The organism is Paraburkholderia sp. USG1, assembly GCF_031570135.1.
In the GTDB taxonomy this organism is placed as follows: Bacteria; Pseudomonadota; Gammaproteobacteria; order Burkholderiales; family Burkholderiaceae; genus Paraburkholderia; species Paraburkholderia dioscoreae.
Map to the genome: position 1 here is coordinate 42,099 of NZ_JAMWXW010000023.1, position 18,516 is coordinate 60,614.

20 protein-coding genes are annotated in these 18,516 nt (G+C 61.4%); 2 read left to right on the forward strand and 18 right to left on the reverse strand.

Annotated features, from left to right (window positions below; all coding sequences use genetic code 11):
- Window positions 1-2 precede the first annotated feature (2 nt).
- Entirely contained in the window at window positions 3-1,127 is a 1,125-nt protein-coding gene (locus NE850_RS26800; RefSeq protein WP_007176440.1) for an ABC transporter permease, read from the forward strand.
- An 82-nt stretch (window positions 1,128-1,209) separates the two neighbouring features.
- On the opposite strand, the gene NE850_RS26805 is transcribed toward NE850_RS26800, so the two are convergent.
- Complete coding sequence (locus NE850_RS26805; protein WP_007176439.1) at window positions 1,210-1,662, reverse strand: CBS domain-containing protein; 453 nt, start codon at window positions 1,660-1,662, stop codon at window positions 1,210-1,212.
- Between the two features lie 314 nt (window positions 1,663-1,976).
- Here NE850_RS26805 and NE850_RS26810 point away from each other — a divergent pair, with 314 nt between their 5' ends.
- Window positions 1,977-2,483: a hypothetical protein gene (locus NE850_RS26810; RefSeq protein ID WP_007176438.1), complete on the forward strand. Its 507-nt coding sequence runs from the start codon at window positions 1,977-1,979 to the stop codon at window positions 2,481-2,483.
- 35 nt (window positions 2,484-2,518) lie between these two features.
- On the opposite strand, the gene NE850_RS26815 is transcribed toward NE850_RS26810, so the two are convergent.
- The 17 genes from NE850_RS26815 to NE850_RS26895 form a co-directional block, all read right to left on the reverse strand.
- The gene (locus NE850_RS26815; protein WP_007176437.1) at window positions 2,519-2,848 is read right to left on the reverse strand and encodes a chaperone modulator CbpM; all 330 of its coding nucleotides are present in this window, start codon (window positions 2,846-2,848) and stop codon (window positions 2,519-2,521) included.
- A complete protein-coding gene (locus NE850_RS26820; protein WP_007176436.1) occupies window positions 2,845-3,786 on the reverse strand; it encodes a DnaJ C-terminal domain-containing protein in 942 nt (313 codons plus the stop codon). Before NE850_RS26820 ends, NE850_RS26815 begins: the two co-directional genes overlap by 4 nt.
- A 155-nt stretch (window positions 3,787-3,941) precedes the next feature.
- Complete coding sequence (locus tag NE850_RS26825; RefSeq protein WP_165187936.1) at window positions 3,942-4,949, reverse strand: D-2-hydroxyacid dehydrogenase; 1,008 nt, start codon at window positions 4,947-4,949, stop codon at window positions 3,942-3,944.
- 13 nt (window positions 4,950-4,962) lie between these two features.
- Complete coding sequence (locus tag NE850_RS26830; RefSeq protein ID WP_007176434.1) at window positions 4,963-5,466, reverse strand: aromatic-ring-hydroxylating dioxygenase subunit beta; 504 nt, start codon at window positions 5,464-5,466, stop codon at window positions 4,963-4,965.
- On the reverse strand, window positions 5,459-6,733 hold the full coding sequence (locus NE850_RS26835) for an aromatic ring-hydroxylating dioxygenase subunit alpha (protein ID WP_007176433.1): 1,275 nt from the start codon (window positions 6,731-6,733) through the stop codon (window positions 5,459-5,461). The genes NE850_RS26830 and NE850_RS26835 overlap by 8 nt, the downstream gene beginning before the upstream one ends.
- 73 nt (window positions 6,734-6,806) lie before the next feature.
- Window positions 6,807-7,802 carry an ABC transporter substrate-binding protein gene (locus NE850_RS26840; RefSeq protein ID WP_165187934.1) on the reverse strand — a complete coding sequence of 332 codons (996 nt, stop codon included), beginning with the start codon at window positions 7,800-7,802 and terminating at the stop codon, window positions 6,807-6,809.
- Window positions 7,803-7,943: 141 nt separating this feature from the next.
- Window positions 7,944-8,672, reverse strand: a complete 729-nt coding sequence (locus NE850_RS26845) for a GntR family transcriptional regulator (RefSeq protein ID WP_165187932.1) — start codon at window positions 8,670-8,672, stop codon at window positions 7,944-7,946.
- Window positions 8,673-8,816: 144 nt separating this feature from the next.
- Window positions 8,817-9,404, reverse strand: a complete 588-nt coding sequence (locus tag NE850_RS26850) for a UbiX family flavin prenyltransferase (RefSeq protein ID WP_007176430.1) — start codon at window positions 9,402-9,404, stop codon at window positions 8,817-8,819.
- A gap of 52 nt (window positions 9,405-9,456) precedes the next feature.
- Window positions 9,457-10,461 (reverse strand): ABC transporter substrate-binding protein, encoded by a 1,005-nt coding sequence (locus NE850_RS26855; protein WP_007176429.1) that lies wholly within the window; start codon window positions 10,459-10,461, stop codon window positions 9,457-9,459.
- Window positions 10,462-10,532: 71 nt separating this feature from the next.
- On the reverse strand, window positions 10,533-12,128 hold the full coding sequence (locus NE850_RS26860; RefSeq protein ID WP_007176428.1) for a UbiD family decarboxylase: 1,596 nt from the start codon (window positions 12,126-12,128) through the stop codon (window positions 10,533-10,535).
- Between the two features lie 38 nt (window positions 12,129-12,166).
- Window positions 12,167-13,702 (reverse strand): class I adenylate-forming enzyme family protein, encoded by a 1,536-nt coding sequence (locus NE850_RS26865; protein WP_007176427.1) that lies wholly within the window; start codon window positions 13,700-13,702, stop codon window positions 12,167-12,169.
- Entirely contained in the window at window positions 13,689-14,591 is a 903-nt protein-coding gene (locus NE850_RS26870) for a VOC family protein (protein WP_007176426.1), read from the reverse strand. Before NE850_RS26870 ends, NE850_RS26865 begins: the two co-directional genes overlap by 14 nt.
- Complete coding sequence (locus tag NE850_RS26875; protein WP_007176425.1) at window positions 14,588-15,022, reverse strand: PaaI family thioesterase; 435 nt, start codon at window positions 15,020-15,022, stop codon at window positions 14,588-14,590. Before NE850_RS26875 ends, NE850_RS26870 begins: the two co-directional genes overlap by 4 nt.
- 16 nt (window positions 15,023-15,038) lie before the next feature.
- Window positions 15,039-16,052, reverse strand: coding sequence for a zinc-binding dehydrogenase (locus tag NE850_RS26880; RefSeq protein WP_007176424.1), 1,014 nt, complete (start codon window positions 16,050-16,052; stop codon window positions 15,039-15,041).
- A 98-nt stretch (window positions 16,053-16,150) separates the two neighbouring features.
- Window positions 16,151-16,960: an ABC transporter permease gene (locus NE850_RS26885; protein WP_007176423.1), complete on the reverse strand. Its 810-nt coding sequence runs from the start codon at window positions 16,958-16,960 to the stop codon at window positions 16,151-16,153.
- A gap of 10 nt (window positions 16,961-16,970) precedes the next feature.
- Window positions 16,971-17,750 (reverse strand): ABC transporter ATP-binding protein, encoded by a 780-nt coding sequence (locus NE850_RS26890; RefSeq protein WP_007176422.1) that lies wholly within the window; start codon window positions 17,748-17,750, stop codon window positions 16,971-16,973.
- Window positions 17,747-18,490: a GntR family transcriptional regulator gene (locus NE850_RS26895; RefSeq protein ID WP_007176421.1), complete on the reverse strand. Its 744-nt coding sequence runs from the start codon at window positions 18,488-18,490 to the stop codon at window positions 17,747-17,749. The genes NE850_RS26890 and NE850_RS26895 overlap by 4 nt, the downstream gene beginning before the upstream one ends.
- Between the last annotated feature and the right edge of the window lie 26 nt (window positions 18,491-18,516).

The following is an 18,516-nucleotide window of genomic DNA, read 5'->3' on the forward strand; positions in this document are numbered from 1 at the left end:
GCATGCGCCGCCTCTCGAACATCTACCGACTCGGGATCAAGGAACTGTGGAGCCTGTGGCGCGACCCGACCATGCTGGTGTTGATCGCGTATACTTTCACCGTGGCGATCTATTCCGCCGCTACCGCGCAGCCCGACACGCTGCATATGGCACCGATCGCGATCGTCGACGAAGACGCCTCGCCGTTGTCCGCCCGCATTGCTTCGGCGTTCTTTCCTCCCCAGTTCGGCATTCCTCGCCTGATCGCCCCCGCGCAGGTCGATCACGGGCTCGATACGGGCGAATACACTTTCGCACTCGACATTCCGCCGAACTTCCAGCGCGACGTGCTGGCCGGAAAACCTGCGTCGATCCAGCTGAACGTCGACGCGACCCGCATGAGCCAGGCGTTCACAGGTAGCAGCTACGTGCAGCAGATCGTGACCGACGAGATTTCCGGCTTTGTCGCGCGCTATCGGGACACCGCGCCGCCGCCCGTCGATCTCGCCGTGCACATGCGCTTCAATCCGAATCTCGATCAGACCTGGTTCGGCGCGCTGATGGAGATCATCAACAACGTCACGATGCTGTCGATCATTCTCACGGGCGCCGCGCTGATCCGCGAGCGCGAACACGGCACGATCGAACATCTGCTGGTCATGCCGGTCACTCCGGCAGAGATCATGCTGGCGAAAGTCTGGTCGATGGGACTCGTGGTCATGGTGGTGGCCACGGCTTCGTTGACCTTCGTGGTGCGCGGCGCGCTGCATGTGCCGATTGAAGGCTCGGTGGCCCTGTTCATGGTCGGCACGGCGCTGCATCTGTTCGCCACGACTTCGATGGGCATTTACATGGCGACGCTCGCGCGCAGCATGCCGCAGTTCGGCATGCTGCTGGTCCTCGTGCTATTGCCGTTGCAGATGCTCTCCGGAAGCATCACGCCGCGGGAAAGCATGCCGAAGATCGTTCAGGATGTCATGTTTTTCGCACCCACTACTCACTTCGTCGAGCTTGGGCAGGCCATTCTGTATCGCGGCGCCGGCCTCGATGTCGCATGGCGGCCGTTTCTGATCCTGATTGCGATCGGCTCGGTGCTGTTTGCGATGGCATTGCGGCGTTTTCGCAGAACCATCGGTCAGATGGCCTGATACGTGTGCGTTGGGTCCACGCGAGTTCGACATCTCTCTGCTGCTCCGACGCCCCGACGGATACCTGACCTCGCATGAACGGTCACGCGCGTTGTTTCTCCTCGAAATGCGGCTGCCGCCCTGTCACAAGCGATAGTTCGGCGAGCAGGACGCATGTCGCATCGAGCAGATCGTCGAACGAAAGCAGTCCAACCAGTTCGCCCGCATTGCTGACGACAGGCATGCGCCGTATGGCGTGCAGACGCATCCGCTTCACGACCTGCCACACGTCTTCCCCCTCGTATGCGACGATGAGCGGCGAGGACATGACGTCGCCGACAAAAAGCCCGAACGCATCGACTTCCCGTGCGAGCACCGCGAGCACGATATCGCGGTCAGTCAGCAGGCCGCGAGGGTGAATCTTTCCATCCGCGCTTTTCTCCACCGCCACAACATCGCCAACGTGACGATCGCGCATGATCTTGCATGCGTCGAGAACGGTTGCGTTCAGCCCGCACGTCACAACGTCTCTAGTACAGATATCGCCTGCATTCATGTCCCGTATCCTCCTGTGTGGAAAGTCCCTCTCAAATCGGGACTCGATCTGATACTCAGACTAGACGGATAAACGAAGCAACCATTGATTCCAGTCAACCGGGACGTTCTCCCAATAGTCGATACGCGCACGCATGCCGGACACCGGGTTGCGCCAGTAGCGCAATCCGCGCAATCCGTTCAACAATCGCAACGTTGGATAGGTTGATTTGTATCAATCCCCTCTTGAGCATGAACTCTAAGGTGGGATCAACTGGCGCGAGAATGCGTCGCCCTTGAGGTGCCGTTCCGCGGCGATATCAGATAGAGGCCTTCATGTCGAACACCGAAGAAGTTTTATGGCTGCTGGATCGTGCTGCGACGCTCGACGCCGCCGTTCGAGATCTCGCGCTTGCGCTCGAAACGCCCACCGAGGATCCGCGATTCGCGCTCAAAGGAATCGTCTATAAAGCATTGAGCGGCCAGCACGGCTTTTCCGTCACGCTTCACGGCCTCACCCTTTCACCCGTCTACGAGCAGGTGCTGGATCGCTCCCACGATTATCCCGATCTTTTCGCGCGGATTCACCTGTGCCTGCCAGGAGATGGCGGGAAGCCGGGAAAATGCATCATCAGTCTTCTCGTTGCCGACACCGGCGACTATTCGGACGATGGCACCACCCGGTTCGACTACAGCACGCACGACGTCACCGGCAGACCCAGCGACCTCGGCCGCTACCGGATCTCGCTCGCCATTGCCCGAGCACTGCAGGCCGCTTTACCAACGCTTTCCGCCGCGCAAGCCGCATGCGGTCCCGCGTCAGCGGATCATCAGGTAGCCTGACGAAAGCCGTGCAGCAGGACGTCGCGCAGGCGCGCCTAGCTTCCGCGAGGACGCTTGACACGCGAGCGCAACACGTCGATCTCGTCGAGCAGATCGAGCGCTAACGCAACGCCGGGCGGATTGATCTGGAAGTCGTGCGCGAGCCGCTGCGCGGTCTGCACGCGCCGCAACGCCGCGCCGCTGAAGCGCCATTCCTGCGGCTGCTCGCCCTTGGGCTCGAACACGCCTTCGGAAACCCAGAGCGTCAACTCCTCCTCCGATGCCCCGCTCACCCGGCTCAATTCGACCAGAGTGAATTCGATGTTCTCATCGACAATCTGCCCTTGCAAATAGGTCGTCGTACTCGTCTCTTTCACGATAATCACCGATAGAAGTGCGCGCGCGGATCGAAATTGAACGCCTGCCGCATCGCATCGTAAGCGGCCTTCGCTGATTCGCTATCCGCCGGCGGCAGGACAATGTTCAGAATCACATACAGATCGCCAGGCGGGTTGGCCGGAATGCCCTTGCCTTTGAGCCGCAAGCGCCTGCCGCCGGCGGAACCCGCCGGCACCGTCATCTCGACGGAACCGTCGGGCGTGGGCACGGTAACCTGTGCGCCGAGGGCCGCCTCCCACGGTGCCACCGGCAACTCGAGCGAAACGTCGCGCCCGTCCACCTGAAAACGCGGATGGTCCCGAAAAGCGATTTCCAGGTAGAGGTCGCCGGCCGTTTCGGGCGTGGCGCCTGCGGATCCCTGGCCGCTTAGCCGCAGATGCTGGCCCGCGCGGATCCCCTTCGGAATGGTGACATTGAGCGTGCGCGTTTCCAGCGAAACATGGCCTTGCGCATCGACCACCGGCATTTGCAGCGAAATCGAGCGCTGCGCGCCGCGATAGGCGTCTTCGAGATCGATCAATACCTTCGCGTGATGGTCTTCGCCGCGCGCATCGAAAGACCGCTGCCGCGGATGCGCACCACGCGCGCCGCCAAACATCTTCTCGAAGATGTCGTGGAAGTCGGCTTGCTCGCCGGGCCCGCTGCCCGCCCCGCTGAATTCGAAACCTTCGTCCCAGTTCGGCGGCGGCTGGAAGTCCTGGCCGTTGCGCCAGTCGCTGCCCATGCGGTCGTAGGCGGCGCGTTTCTCCGGATCCTTGAGCACCTCGTAGGCTTCGCCCAACTCCTTGAAACGCTCTTCGGCGTCGGCGTGCTTGCTGACGTCCGGGTGATACTTGCGCGCAAGTTTCCGATACGAACGTTTGATGTCATCCTGAGACGCGCTTCGCTCGAGACCCAGGATTTCGTAATAGTCTTTGTATTTCATGCTGGCGGCAAACCCATGAGAGACGGAGGCGGCAATGGGCATCCATCGCGTGGCGATCACGGATCGACTTTATACCAATCTGGGCAGGGCGGCAAAGTTGGGGCTTCGGTACACCGCCGTTGCACCGGCGCCGATCGTGAACCCCATCGCCCCGCTCAATAATCGCGAGTGCGATCGACGATATTCGCCAGCGCTTCGCCGCGCAGCAATCGGGCGAAATTTGCAAACCAGAGTTCGAGCACCCGCAGGTTGTAATCGGGCGCGTCGCACGAAATGTGCGGCGTGACGACGAGTCCCGCCACGTCCCACGCCACATGGTCCGCCGGTAACGGTTCGGGATCGAACACGTCGAGCAATGCGCCGCCGCACTCTCCGGAACGCAATCGCTCAAACAACGCCGCTTGGTCGATCAGCGCCGCGCGCGAAAGGTTGACGACGCCCGCACCGGGCCGCATGCGGGCGAGGCGCGCGGCGGAAAGCAGGTCTCGTGTCTGCGGCGTGAGCGGCGCCGTGATAACGACGAAGTCGGCCTGAGGCAGCCAGTCGTCGAGTGCGGAGATCGTTGCGAGTACATCGACTGCTTCCACCGCCTGCGCCGGTGCCGCACCGCTCCGGTTCAGTGCAATGACTCGCAAGCCGAGCGCGCGCGCCGCGTGGCTCGCCGCCATGCCCAGATCGCCGAAACCGATTATCAGCGCCGTCTTGCCGCGAATCGACGTGGTGAGCCGCGCGTCCCAGCGATGCTCCCGCTGCGCCTGCAACACGGCAGGCAGTTGCGCATTCAGCATCAGCAACGCCATTTGCGTATATTCGGCGGCCTTATCGCTATGAATACCGCTACTGTTCGTCAGGATCAGGTCGCGACGCAGGCGATCGAGCGGCATCAACTGATCGACGCCGGCACCTGTCGTGTGAATCCAGCGCAGACGTGGCGCGTCGTTCACCACCTCATGCGGGAATCTCGACGCCAGCAGGAAGTCGACGTCGTCGAGCGGACGCGCGAACCGCTCGCCGTCCCAGCCGAACGTCACGTCGATTTGTTGTGCGAGATCGGGATGGCGCGCGCAGGCGACCTGCCACACGGCTTCGTGAAGATGAAAAGGCGGCGACTGACGCCGCTGGCTTTCTAGGTGCAGCCGGTAACGGCGGGCGGGTTCGGTCATCCGGGCAGCATCCTTACAGAGGCAGCGCAACGAGTGTGTCGTAGCGGCACGAATCCGTGACGACGGTGCGCTCGCGCAGCAGCGCGCGGCCGCCCTCGACAACGATCTGATCGATATAACGTCCGACGCTGAACACAACCATGCCACCTTCATAGCCGGTTCGCACGACCATGTAGCTGGTTTCGCAACCGATCAGCCCGTCTTCGACGCTGACGATTTCGGTCGGTCCAAGTACATGGCGGTAGACATGCGGCTCGAACACATTAACCGACTGGATCGAACTGACGCGATCCAGCAGCATGCCGCGCGTGTTGCAGAACCAGATACCGAAATCGCGACCGGCTTCGAAATCGGTGCGCGTGAGAATGCGGTAAGTGCAATCTTCGGTGAAGAACTCCGGCCAGCGGTCGAAGTCGCCATTGTCGATCGAACTGCAATAGTGGGCCATCAGGCGCGCGATACTCGCGCCCGTCTGGGTGCTGACCTCCAGGTCAGGGTAGCGCGTCGTGCTAGACATCCATCAGTTCTCTATAGAATTTCCAGAAGCCGCGTACCGAGGTTTCGGTCGCGCGGGTCGCCATCGGGCCGGTGCCCTTGCCGCCCATCTCGATCACCGCGGCGTCGTCAAGATCGCCGCGAATACCCTTTTCGACGAACGCGCCTATCGTGCCGTCTTCCATCGAAACAAAACCCGCGGGCCCGACGAGATTGCTCTGCTTGCGCCGGATGAGCGTTTGCTCCGGCGTGTCTTCCTCGAAGCCGAGCACGGTCCAGATCAGTTCGCATCGATCCACGCCGAGCGGCACCACCTGCCGCACGCCGATGGAATTCATGATCTGATGCAGCACGAAGCCCGGAAAAATGCTCTGGATCGCATTGGTGATCTGATCGGGATACTCCATCCATTGATCGATCAGCGAAGGATCCTTCAGGCCGAAATCGTCGCGCATCGCACGAATCACACCGGAGTCGTATGCCTGATCGCCAACGTCGGTATAGCGCTTCGTAAAGGTGATGTGATGCCGGCTATCCTCATCCTGCAACGTACCGCCTTCCGCCGACAACCGGTTGATCTTGAAGGTCGAGAAAAACGCATGCAGCAGGCTCGGGTGGTAGTTGTCGCGGCTATTCTCGACGTAGAGTTTCCAGTTGTTGTGCATCACCTGACTATAGCGGCCAAGTATCTTTACCTGCCCATATAGTGTGCGCTCGATGTGCTGCACCATTGTCGGTCCGAGATAGTCCTTCAGTGCAGGGGCTTCTTCGGAAAACGACCCGAACACGAGGCCGCGGATGGTCTCCACGCGCAGCTTCGTCAGACGGAACTTCGATTTGTCGAAATCCTCGGGCATGCCGCCTTTGCCCTGCACGCCCTTCTCGAATGCGACGCTCGTCAGTTCGCCGTCGAAGTTGTAAACCCAGTTGTGATAAGGGCAAACGAAGTTCGGACGCTTGCGGTGCCCCTGCGCTTCGTAGCAAAGCACCGAGCCCTTATGCACACACTTGTTCACGAGCGCACCAATGGTGCCGTCCTGTTGGCGCACGACAATGACCGACGTATGACCGACCTTGGTCGTGATGTAGTCACCCGCGTTTGGAATCTCGATGTCGAGGCAGAGGAAACTCCATGTGGGCCCGCGAAACACGGCATCCTGTTCGCGCTCGTAGGTTGCCGCATCGGAGAACACACGTAGCGGCACGCGCGTAATGCCCTCTTCCGGCCAGCGGATCCGGCTAGCCGGAAATCCAATGGTCGCGACCGTACCGTCGCACTTTCCCGTCATATTGCTGCTCCGTTGATGAAGGCCCGTACTCCAGAGCAGCCCTTGTGGCCCCGGACCCATTCCTGATATCCGCTCATTTGGCTGCTTCCGAGTCGAGATAAGGCTTCTGATAGAAAAGATCCGCAGGAAGCTCGCCCTTCAGCGTGCCGGCGGCCTTGAAAACTTCGAAGGTGCGTTTCAGTGTGTCGATGTCGCCCGATTTGAACGAGACCGTATTCATGGTCGTCCAGTGATCGCCGTAAAAACGCGCGCCCTGGTCACTCATGTTGCCGGCCTTCTTGAGTATCGCCACGACCGCGTCGGGATTGGCCGCGCCGAAGGCCAGCGCCTCGCGCATCGCCGCGAGCACTTTCGCCGCATCCGCCGGGTTGTCCTTGAGCCACTCGCTGCGCATCACAGCGACACCGATATAGGGCGGTGTGCTCGCTTTCGTCATCTGTTTCCATTGATCGGACAAAGTCGTGATGACGCGGACTTTCTGCGCACTGTCCGGCACTTGCGCCACCGTGGTGGGGCGCATGACTGCGGCATCCACGTTTTTCTGAACGAGGAACTGCGCAAGACGCGGCTCGTCGCCCGCAACCAGGCGATAGTCGGCAAGCTTGAGCCCGTAATTGCCGTCGAGCACGGCGGTGCCGACGCCGGTGGTCGCACTGCCGATTGGCGACATGCCGACTTTCTTGCCGCGCAGTTCAGCCGCGGAATGGATCGGCGAATCCGCGAGCACGACGATCTCCGCATCGACAATCTGCGTAGCGGCCACCATCCTGACCGGCACACCCTGCTGGCTCAGGCTGAATGCTCCCGCGAGGCTCGTGCCGAATGCCAGATCGATCGCATTCGAAGCCAGCGCGGTAGTTGGTCCGTTCACGTCCGGAAAATGGAGGAACTGCACCTGCAGACCCTGTTTCTCAAAGAACTTCTGCGCTTCGAGCACGGCACCGAAACCGAGACTGGTGCCGCTGGTCCAGTAGCCCACGCGCAGCGGCGCCGCATACGCACTGGTAAGGCACGCGCCGGCTATTACGAGTGCGCATGCTGCCTTTAGAACGGAACGAAATGATTTCATGGTGCTTTGCCTGAAGTAGCGACGCAGCCGGTCTCTCCAGCGTCGTCTTTGAAGGATTACTAAATGTCCTTATCAAAACATAAAGCACGGTTCAACCATTCATCGAGAGATTCCGCCTGAAGCAAAGGCGGAATCTCCGTATTACTTGCCGATCGCTACTAGCGGCGCGTGCTCGAAGTCCTGCTTCATGCTGCGCAGCACGCGCTCCATCGTCATGTCGCGAAACTTCTCGATGTGCCGGCGCGTAATGCGCGCGCCCGACTTGCCGTCGCCTGCCGACAGCACCTCGACCAGCTGGCGGTGATCGTCGGCGATTTCCGGGCTGTCGTCTTCGTCACTAAAACCGAGCGCCACCAGCCGCGCCATTTCGTCGAACAGCACCGAGATGCTGCGCACCAGACGTTCGTTGCCCGACGCCATTGCGATCACCAGATGAAACTCACGGTTCGCATCAAGGAAAAAACCGATCCGGTTGCCGTGATTCTTCGACGCCGTATTGCCGCGCGCGGAGCGGTCGATCCGCATCAGCGCCTTCGCGTCCACCTTGCCGGCCGCGAGCCGCGCGGCCTCGGGTTCGAGAATGAGCCGCAGCGCGAACACCTCTTCGACATCCTTCAGCGTGACCGGCACGACGACGTAGCCGTGTCGCGGCACCGAACGCACCAGCCCTTCGTGCGTGAGACGCGCAAGCGCCAGCCGGCACGTCGACTTGCCGACACCGTATTGCTCCATCAGCGCAGCCTCGGTCAGCATGCTGCCCGGTTTCAGCGAGCAGGACAGTATTGCCTGCCGCATGGCCAGATAAGTCGACTCGCCCAGCAACTTGCCCTCGGCCGCGGCCTTGCCTCCAGAAATTACTTTTCCTTCCATATCGCCCCCGTACGCACTATCCAGGAATGGCTGCGTATTATGCTTACGTCATTTTGTAGGCACCTCACCAACCTCAAGTCATTCTAGGAGATGCATATAGGGAAGTAAACTGAACACAAAAAAAGCACCCTGTCGCACCGTCTATCAGGCAGCAGTGCCGCTCCAGCGGCGTACGGTTCGTGATTCGATATCGAACAGGTCAAGCACGCGCCCGAGCGTATGATCGACCATCTGCTCGAGCGTTTCCGGCAGCGCGTAGAACGCCGGCACTGGCGGATAGACGATCGCACCGGCGTCCGTGACGGCTGCGAGACTGCGGATATGACCCGCATGCAACGGCGTTTCGCGCACCATCAGCACGAGACGGCGGCGTTCTTTGAGCATCACGTCTGCCGCTCGCGAAAGCAGCGAACTAGTGCAGCCGGTGGCCACTTCCGACAGCGTCTTGATCGAGCACGGCGCAACGATCATGCCGTCTACGCGAAACGAGCCGCTCGAAATCGCCGCGCCGATATCGGTATTCGGATAGTTGACGTCCGCGAGTGCTTGCAGATCGGCGAGCCGCATCTGCAACTCCTGCGCAAGCGTCACCTGTGCGGAACGGCTGACCACAAGGTGTGACTCCACGTCCAGATCGCGTAACAGACGAAGCAAACGCACACCGTAGATCGCGCCCGAAGCGCCGCTGATACCGACCACGATGCGTCGCCGTGCTGCGGATTGGGATCTCATGCAACATCTCCTTTCTCCGCCGGATGCGGCCATTGCCCGCGTAAACGCGTCCTCATGGCTTTTGACCCGCTATGATCTTCTTTGCCGTTTCGTACGGCCCGGTGACGAATACGTCGGGCGGAAGCGTGCCTTTGATCGAGCCGCTCGCCGCGAAGATCTGCTGCTCGCGCTTGAGCGTGTCGATATCGACTGGCTCGAAGGAGATGCTGTTCAGCTCGGCCCAATGCGCGGCATAGATCTGCGCGTCGCTTGCGGGCAGATTGGCGACTTTCTGCAGGATCGCCGCGACCTGATCCGGATGCGCGTTGCCCCAGGCGATTGCATTGTGAATCGCCACAATCAGCTTCGCGACCGATTGCGGATCGCGCTGGATCAACTCCGTGCGTGCCGCAGCCACGCCCAGATAAGGCATCGCATCGGACTTCGTCAGCTTGTGCCATTCTTCCACCAGCGTGCCGAGACGTCGCGTCTTCACTTCCGTCAATTGCGCGACCGTGACGGAGCGCAGCGCCGCGGCGTCGACCTGGTGCTGCACGAGAAACTGCGCGAGGCGCGCCTCATTGCCCGGCACCAGCGAATAATCGCCGGCGTTAAAGCCGTAATTCGCTTTCAGCACCGCAGCCGTCATCAACGCGACCGAGCTTCCCGACGGCGACATGCCAATCTTCTTGCCGCGCAGCTGCGCGATCGACTGGATCTGCGAGTCGGCGGGCGTGACAAATGTGACATCGGCCGGCGCCGTTGCACCGAAGATCTTGATCGGCACGCCGGTCGCCGCGATGCTGAATGCGCTCGCGCCCGCCACGCTGAAGCTCACGTCGATCACATTGGCAGCGAGTCCGCTCGCCGGTGCATTAACCTCGGCGAAGTGCACGAAACGTGCGTCGTCTATGCCGGCTTTCTTCAGGAAGTCGCCGGTTTCCAACACGGCGCCGAGGCCGAGGCTCACTCCACTCGTCCAGTAGCCGATGCGCAGCGGCGCGGCCTGCGCGGACAGCGCGAGCAGGAACATCACGGCGGCAAACAGCGCACGCCTTGCAAGCAGGTAGGGTTGCATCAGGTCAGCTCATCAATGGGGTGGATGGAGCGCTGCCGGCCCGCGCAGCGCACTGAACGGCATCGCGGCAATCAGCGCCGCGTCGGCGGCACGGCGTCGAAGCGCGAACCGCGCACGCACAGCTTGCCTTCCGCGGTTTTCCACAACTGCTTGCGTTCATGCAGTTCGCCGAGCGCGCGGGCCAGCGTGCGGAAGTCGTATTTCGACAGCCGTTCGGCGAGTTCGGTGTAGTAAAGCGGCGTGTCGCCGATGAGCGTGAGCGCTTCCACTGCAGCCTCCTCCACCTGTTCCGGCTCCGACACATGCACCGTATCCGCCTTCCCGCCAACGTAGTCCGCAATCTTCGCCGTATCTGCGTACGCATACGAAATGCGCTCGTAGCGCTCGTGCGGAATGCCTTCCGAGATCGTTGCGTCCACACCGACCTTGGCGCCCGTCGGCACCATGCCAGGCGGCATCACCGGCAGGCTCGGGTCGAGCGGCTTGGCGCGCGCGCCGGGAATCACGATCAGATCGCGGTCACCCTGCACGCGCGTCGCGATCGCCCATTCCACCTGTTCGCCGTTGAACACGTCGATGTCGTCATCGACAACCACCACATGCTTCAGATCCATCACCGACAGCGCCGCCAGCAGCGCGTTCTTGCCTTCGCCCGCCTGCTTCCTGATCGAAATGACCGCATGCCAGAATGCGCGGCCGCCCAACGTCACGTTGATGTCCTTCACCTGCACGCCGGCCGTGCGCAGCGCGCTGCGGATCGCCTGATAGCGCGTCGGTGCCGCGAGCCACGTGTTTTCCCACGGCATATGCAGCGAGTAGTACATCGCATCGCGCCGATGCATGATCGCCTTGATGCGCACGTCCGGATTCCAGTGCAGCCCGCCCATCAATGCGGTGAATTCGCCGAAACGGCCTTCCGGCTGCGTCCAGCCCGTCGGCAGGATTTCCGCTTCGATCACGATCTCCGAGTCGGCGATATAAGGCAGATCGACAGTCTCGCAAGGCGCCAGTTCGACCGGCACGCCACGAATGCCGCCCGCGATCGCCATTTCATCCACGCCAATCGGTGCGCGATAGCCGGCGCCCATGATTTCCATCGGATGGTTGCCGATCGAAATGGAGATCGGGCACGGACGTCCCTGTTCGTAGGCACGCTGCGCGAACATGCGCATATTGTTCGGCGTTACGATGTCGATGCCGCTCAGTGCCTTTTCCTTAACCATGAAGCGGTAAATGCCGCTGTTCAGGCCGTACTCCGGATCGCGAGAAATCACGATGCCCGCGGTAATCATCGGGCCACCGTCGAAAATCGAAGACATCGGAATAGGCAGGCGGAACAGATCGACATCGTCGCCTTTGTAGATCACTTCTTTCGTGGCCGACGTGGCAACGTATTTAGGAGGAATCGGGTTCTGAATGCCATGCGCCAGCATCTTCTCGATTTCGGAGTAGCTGTCGCAACCCATTGCCATCATCGCGCGCTCCTGCGTGCGGATAATACCCGACAGCAGCGGCATGTCGTAGCCGATCACGTTATGAAACAGCAGCGCCTTGTCGCTCTGGTCGACAAGCGTGCCCACGTGGCGGATATCGACGGGCTGCCGGATATCCACCAGTTGCTGTGCCGCGCGCAGCCGTTCCAGGAACTCGCGAAAGTTCTCGTTCATACTGAACTCCATGATGTTGAATGTCGTGTCGGTTTCACTTACGCGGCCTCGCTATCCTGCAACGACGCAAGCGCTATGGCTTTCAATGCGGCGCGATCGATCTTGTTCGTGGACGCGAGCGGCAATGCGTCGACGAACCAAACGCGCCGCGGGTGCTGGTATGCGGGCGCATGCGTCAGCGCATACTGTTTGGCTTCCTCTTCCGTTAGCGACGCACCCGCGCGCCGCACCACAAACGCCACCGGCTTGGTTCCCTTGATATCGTCGGCAACCGGCACCACGCAAGCCTGGACGATATCCGGGTGCGTCTCGAGCATCTGCTCGACTTCACCGGGAAAGATGTTTTCGCCGCCCGACACGAACATGTCGTCCGCACGGCCGACGAACGCATAGAAGCCCTGGTCGTCGCGGTGAAATACGTCGCCGGTTATATAAAAGCCATCTGCTGTCACCGGTAGCGGCAGGTCCGGCCGGTTGTGGTAACCGAGCATGACGGCAGGGCTTTTGACGGCCAGCACGCCGGTTGCCACACCTGTCGGCGGTGCGTCGAGCAACTTGACGCTGACTTCGGGATGCGGATATCCGACCGACAGCAACGGCGGTTCGATCCCCTGCGGGTGTGGCCCGAACACGATCGGCCCACCTTCAGTCGTGCCGTAGACATTAGTGAGCTTCGCATTCGGCAGTACCTCGCCGATCTGCGCAAGCAGACTTTCGCTGACGGGCGCCGAACCCATCCGGATGAAACGCACCGATGAAAGATCCGTTCGCGCGAGCAACTCCTTTTCGCGCAGCATCATCGCAATCATCGGCGGCACTGAGGTGAGCCACGTGACCCGATAGCGCTCGATCGCCGTGATGTACATGCGCGCGGTGAATTGCGGAAGCAGTACGACCGTACCGTGCCCGTACAACGACATCAGCACGAGCGTCAGCGCGTTCATGTGATACATCGGCGCGGCCACCAGAAAGCGATGCGCCGCCGGTGGCTGCGCACGCGCTCGCGTACGCGCCACCCACAGATGGCTGCCGTGCGACAGCATCACGCCCTTCGGCTTGCCGGTCGAGCCGGACGTATAGAGAAACATTGCCGGCATGTCGGGCGTGGGGACGAAAGTCTCGAACGGGCCAGGTTCGACGAACGAAGCGAAACTTTCCTCGCCCGTCGAATCGAATACGACTGTCGGCAGATCGTCCGGGCAATCGGCAAGTCGCGCGGCGTCGCAAAACATCAGACGTGCACCGCTATCGCGAATCACAAAAGTGGAGAGCGCGGGTGGAAACCTGAAGTTGACGGGCACAGCGACCATTCCCGCGCGCATGATGCCGAGCAGCGCCGCGACATATTCGGCGCGATTCGCCGCAAGAATGGCAACGCGCTCGCCGACTTTCAGACCGCGCCGCACCAGTGCACGCGCGACGCCGTCAGCCAGCGCGTCGAGTTCCCCGTAGGTCATGCGCGTATCGTGCCATGCGCAACCCGTTTCATCTGGTTCCCCAAGCGCGATCACTGCAAGCTTGCACGGATCGCCGTCGGCGTCGATCAGATCGCCGAGATTCTCAGGCGTGGGCATGTTCAACTGCTCCGATAAATTCAATGACAGTATTGAGTTCGCCTAACAGCACGACAACGGACGACACGCCGCTCTGCGCATGGGCCGGCGCCATCAGCCGCACGACGCTCTCGTCGACGTGGGACGCGAGCGCGTCCAGACGTGCGCGCATCGCCGCAAGGTCGCTTACCTCGACGACGACCGCGCCAAAATAGCTGTCGCGTCCTGCTGCGTTACATACGAGGTCGCCATAGCGCGCGCGATATGCCGCGCCATCGATAAAGTCCAGATCGAAATCACGCAACGCAATGCGCGAGCGGTGGGAGGACGGCGATGTGAGATCCGACTCGCCGGCAATCAGCGCATAGCGGCGCGCTTCGAGTTGCGGGTCGTCGCTCACGATCACACATTCCTTCAGGCGTTGCGCGCCGTTCGGATGCTTCGTCCATTCGGCACGGAAGACCCATTCCGGCGTGAGGTGCTCGCAGAAATAGACGCGCCCGGCGGACAGTTCTTCGGCCGCGAGCCGGGTTGTCCGGAAACGGGCGATCTGCTCGACGCCTTCAATGTCCACGGGCCGCGTGAACGACTGCGGTTCACTGGCACGCACGCCGGCATCGATCAATCGCGCATAGGTTTCCTGCGCGTCGTCCGTCTTGAACACGAGACCGTCTATACCCAGACGGCTTTCGAGAATCTCGCGCCGCAACGTGGTGGCGCCGGGCGGTAGGCCGACCAGTTCGAGATAATGTCCATCGAACATCATCAGGTGATTGACCGAGCCAAGCGAGTGATAGCCGCGCGGGGTAGACGCGAAGCCGAGCGCTTCGAAACACGACGCCGCGGCGTCGGTTTCGAACATCGCGTTCACGACCACATGGTCAAGCGTCGATGTCGCCGTGTTCATCATGCCTTCGGCGCGGGTGCGGGCGCGGTCGAATAGACGCCCCGGCCGCTTGCGAGCAGCGCGCCGGACTGGTCGTAAATATGCGCCTCCGCAACCGAAATCGCGCTACCGAACTTCACCACCTTACCGCGCGCGATGAGATCGCCGGGCATCGCCGCGCGGTGATAGTCGACGCGCAGATCGATCGTCGGTACGCCGCGGCCCGTTTTCGACACCAGCGCCCAGTCGGCCGTGAGGTCGATCAGCGCGGCAAGAATGCCGCCGTGCGTGTACCGGCGTTCGGGGTTCACGACCCACTCTTCGCGCCACGTCGCGGCGATTTCGATCGAGTCCTCGCCGACTTCGAGCACGCGCAGACCGAGCCACTGGTGGTAAGGACCACGCGTAAGCATTGCCTGAACCTGCTCCGCGGTAAGTTGCTGGTTATCAGCCATTCGAGTCTCCGTACTTTTATGGGGTAACGACGATCTTGCCGAGCACTTCCCGATCGCGAATCATGCGCAGGCCTTCGGCTGCCTGTTCGAGCGGCAACACCTTGTCGATCTGCACGGCAATCTTCTTCGTACGAATCAATTCCATCAGCGCCGCGAGGTTGTCGTCGTAAAAACTGTTCGAACCGATCACGCGAATCTCGAAGCTCCAGATGTAGCGCAGGTCTTCCTTCGGATCGTGGCCCGCGGTCGCGCCGCAGACGAGCAGGCTACCGCCGCGTTTGATGCATTTGAGCGACGGCACCCACGTATCGCCGCCGGTGAAATTGATTACGACGTCCGCGCCGCCTTCATAGCTGCGGCGTTGCGGCTTGCCGTACTTCTCGATGACCCACTTCGAGAAATCGGTGTCGCGATAGTTGATGACGTGATCCGCGCCCATCGCCTTGAGCCGTTCAGCCTTGTCCGCACTGCCGGCGGCCGCGATCACTTCGGCGCCGAGCATTTTGGCAAGCGTCACGCAACCGGTCCCGACGCCGCCGCTCGCACCCAGAATGACTACACGATCGCCCGGCTTGATGGTGTTGTGCGTAACGAGCATCCGGTGCGCCGTACCGTAGGCGACCGGCAGCGACGCCGCTTCTTCGAACGTCACGCCTTCGGGCATTGCGATCAACTGGTCTGCGCTGACGAGGCAGTATTGCGCCATGCCGCCGTCGAGCATTTCGCCCATCAGACCTTTCTTCTTGTTGAGCGGATTGACGAGCACGCGCGCGCCGACCGACCAGTTTTCGACGTTGTCGCCAACCTCCGTGATCTCCCCCGCCATATCCAGACCGATGACCACAGGCAGCGGCACCTTGATGCCCGGCATGCCCTTCACCGTGAAGACATCGTGATAATTGAAGGAGGACGCGCGCACACGGATGACCACATGACCCGGCACCGCCTTCGGCATCGGCATCTCGCCGACATGGAGTTTGTCGACGTCACCGTGTTCAGAGAGAATCAAAGCCTTCATCGTACTGCTCATATGTACTCCTATTTATAGAATGCAAACGCATTACTTCTTCGTAAATGTTCGACTACTTCAGCTCGCGGCGCGGCAGCGGTGCGCCGCGAGCCCATTCTCTATGCTCGCTTCTTCCAGCGAAACAGGTGGTTTTCAAGCGGCTTGAGAATGCCGTACTCGAGCACCACCATCAGCACGACCATAGTGAGTGTCCATGCGAAAACCTGATCGGTCTGAACAAGATCCGCCGCCTGACGCAGCCGGTAGCCGACGCCGTTCGAAGACCCGATCGTCTCCGCGACCAGCGACACCCGCCAGCCGAAACCGAACGCAAGGCGCGCACCGGAGAAGAAATACGGCAGCACGGTGGGCAGATAAATCTTGGTCATCACCTTGCTGCGCGACATCTGAAAGCTGCGGGCAAGCTCCACGTATTCGGCGTTGACGCTTTGTGCGCCCTGCCATACGTTCGTGAGAATCAGCGGCATCGCTTCCATGAACACGACGAAGATGGTCGTACCGTTCGAGATGCCGAACCAGATCAACGCGAAGATGGCCCAGATCGCGGCGGATACCGTGTTGACCACCGACAGCACCGGTTCGCAGAAACTGCCGAGGCGCCGGTTCGCGCCAAGCAGGATGCCGAGCGGCGTGCCCACTAGCGCGGCCAGAAGGAAACCCGCGACGACGCGGTACAGCGTAATGCCAAGATCTTCGGCAAAGGTGCCGGTGGCGATCAGGTCAAGCAGCGCGTTCCACGTTTTTCCCGGACCAGGCAGAATGAAGGCAGGCACGCGTTGCGCCGCCAGCCACCACACGATCAGGAAGATGGCGAGCAGCGAAAGACGTTGACCGGCGACTTTCGCAAAGCGCGTCAGTCGCCCAAACCGTGCGGGAAAAACAGAACTGGCGGTCGAAACAGAAGACATCGCAACGTCCTTAAATGAGGGCGCGCACGCGGCGCACCGTTTCCGCGACTTCGGCGGCGAGCGGGTCGCGCGGTCGCGGCAGGTCGATCATCAGCGCATCGCGCACGCGTCCCGGCCGTGGACGCAGGACAACCACCTTATCCGCGAGCACGATGGCTTCTTCCACGTCGTGTGTGACGAATACGACGGTCATCTTCAACTGCTCGCGGATTCGCAGCAGTTCCGCGTGCATCTGCGAGCGCATCTGCGGATCGAGCTTGGAAAACGGTTCGTCCATCAACAGGATGTACGGCTTCACGACCAGGCTGCGCGCAAGCGCCACCCGGCTGCGCATGCCACCCGAGAGTTCGTGCGGGTAGGCGTGCTCGAATCCTTCGAGGCCGGTCATCTTCAGCGCGGCCAGCGCGCGTTCGCGCCGCCGTTCGGCGTTGAGCGAACCCGCTTCGAGACCGAATTCCGTGTTCGCCACGATCGTGCGCCAGGGCAGCAGGCGGTCCTCCTGGAACATGTAGCTGACCACGCGGGTATCGTGCGTCGGCTCGCCGGCCACTCCGTCGATCCGTACGTCGCCCTGATCCGCCTGTGCCAATCCTGCGATGATGTTGAGCAACGTGCTCTTGCCGCATCCGGACGCGCCGACGATCGCCAGCACCGAACCCGAAGGCGCGGTCAGACTGATGTCTTCGAGCACAGCCAGCTTGCCGTAGTGCTTCGAAACGTGCTCCACTTCCACCGCGTTGCGTACCGTGGTTGCCTTCTCGAACATGGCTTGAGTAGTCACAGCGTTCATCGTGCGCCTCGCAGCGGAACGATCGGTGCGCCCGCATGCGTGTCGCGCAGGCTCGCCATTACCTTTTCCATCGTCATGTCGCGGAACGTCGCCACATGCCGGTGCGCGATCTGCTCGGCGCGCTTGCCGTCGCCGCTCGCGAGCGCGCTGATCATCGCCGTGTGGTCATGGCGGATCTCCGGCTTGGTGTTCTGCACGCCGAAGCCAAGCGACACGAGTCGCGCCATGTCGTTGAGCAGGCCACCCAGCATGCGAACCAGCCGGCCATTGCCCGAACATTCGGCGATCGCCATGTGGAAAGCCGCATTCGCGTCCATGAAGATGCCGATCCGGCTGCCGATGCCAAGCGACGTATCGTCGTTGCGGCACGCGCGCTCCAGCCGGTTCAACAGATCGATATCCGCCTTGCCCGCAGCGAGGCGCGCCGATAGCGGCTCAAGCTCAAGGCGAAGCGCAAACACTTCTTCGACATCCTTCAACGTAATCGGCGTCACCACGTAACCCTGACGCGGCACGATGCGCACAAAGCCTTCCTGTGCGAGACGCTGCAGCGCCACCCTGCAGGTTGCCTTGCCGATGCCGTAGCGTGCGGTCAGCGCGCTTTCCGTCAGCGTGGCGGCCGGTTCGATTACGCAGGACAGAATGTCCTGACGGATTGCAGAACACGCCCGCTCGCTAAGGAGTTTTGCTTCGTTCGAACAGTCGATCAATTCCACCGTCGGAGCTGCAGGATCTTTCACGACACCTCTCCTTCGTCTCGTAGGCT

Excerpts from the sequence above, each read along its gene's own strand:
- NE850_RS26800 (WP_007176440.1), top strand. The coding sequence starts at position 3 with ATGCGCCGCCTCTCGAACATCTACCGACTCGGGATCAAGGAACTGTGG.
- NE850_RS26805 (WP_007176439.1), bottom strand. The coding sequence starts at position 1,662 with ATGAATGCAGGCGATATCTGTACTAGAGACGTTGTGACGTGCGGGCTG.
- NE850_RS26810 (WP_007176438.1), top strand. The coding sequence starts at position 1,977 with ATGTCGAACACCGAAGAAGTTTTATGGCTGCTGGATCGTGCTGCGACG.
- NE850_RS26820 (WP_007176436.1), bottom strand. The coding sequence starts at position 3,786 with ATGAAATACAAAGACTATTACGAAATCCTGGGTCTCGAGCGAAGCGCG.
- NE850_RS26825 (WP_165187936.1), bottom strand. The coding sequence starts at position 4,949 with ATGACCGAACCCGCCCGCCGTTACCGGCTGCACCTAGAAAGCCAGCGG.
- NE850_RS26830 (WP_007176434.1), bottom strand. The coding sequence starts at position 5,466 with ATGTCTAGCACGACGCGCTACCCTGACCTGGAGGTCAGCACCCAGACG.
- NE850_RS26835 (WP_007176433.1), bottom strand. The coding sequence starts at position 6,733 with ATGACGGGAAAGTGCGACGGTACGGTCGCGACCATTGGATTTCCGGCT.
- NE850_RS26840 (WP_165187934.1), bottom strand. The coding sequence starts at position 7,802 with ATGAAATCATTTCGTTCCGTTCTAAAGGCAGCATGCGCACTCGTAATA.
- NE850_RS26845 (WP_165187932.1), bottom strand. The coding sequence starts at position 8,672 with ATGGAAGGAAAAGTAATTTCTGGAGGCAAGGCCGCGGCCGAGGGCAAG.
- NE850_RS26850 (WP_007176430.1), bottom strand. The coding sequence starts at position 9,404 with ATGAGATCCCAATCCGCAGCACGGCGACGCATCGTGGTCGGTATCAGC.
- NE850_RS26855 (WP_007176429.1), bottom strand. The coding sequence starts at position 10,461 with ATGCAACCCTACCTGCTTGCAAGGCGTGCGCTGTTTGCCGCCGTGATG.
- NE850_RS26860 (WP_007176428.1), bottom strand. The coding sequence starts at position 12,128 with ATGAACGAGAACTTTCGCGAGTTCCTGGAACGGCTGCGCGCGGCACAG.
- NE850_RS26865 (WP_007176427.1), bottom strand. The coding sequence starts at position 13,702 with ATGCCCACGCCTGAGAATCTCGGCGATCTGATCGACGCCGACGGCGAT.
- NE850_RS26870 (WP_007176426.1), bottom strand. The coding sequence starts at position 14,591 with ATGATGAACACGGCGACATCGACGCTTGACCATGTGGTCGTGAACGCG.
- NE850_RS26875 (WP_007176425.1), bottom strand. The coding sequence starts at position 15,022 with ATGGCTGATAACCAGCAACTTACCGCGGAGCAGGTTCAGGCAATGCTT.
- NE850_RS26880 (WP_007176424.1), bottom strand. The coding sequence starts at position 16,052 with ATGAGCAGTACGATGAAGGCTTTGATTCTCTCTGAACACGGTGACGTC.
- NE850_RS26885 (WP_007176423.1), bottom strand. The coding sequence starts at position 16,960 with ATGTCTTCTGTTTCGACCGCCAGTTCTGTTTTTCCCGCACGGTTTGGG.
- NE850_RS26890 (WP_007176422.1), bottom strand. The coding sequence starts at position 17,750 with ATGAACGCTGTGACTACTCAAGCCATGTTCGAGAAGGCAACCACGGTA.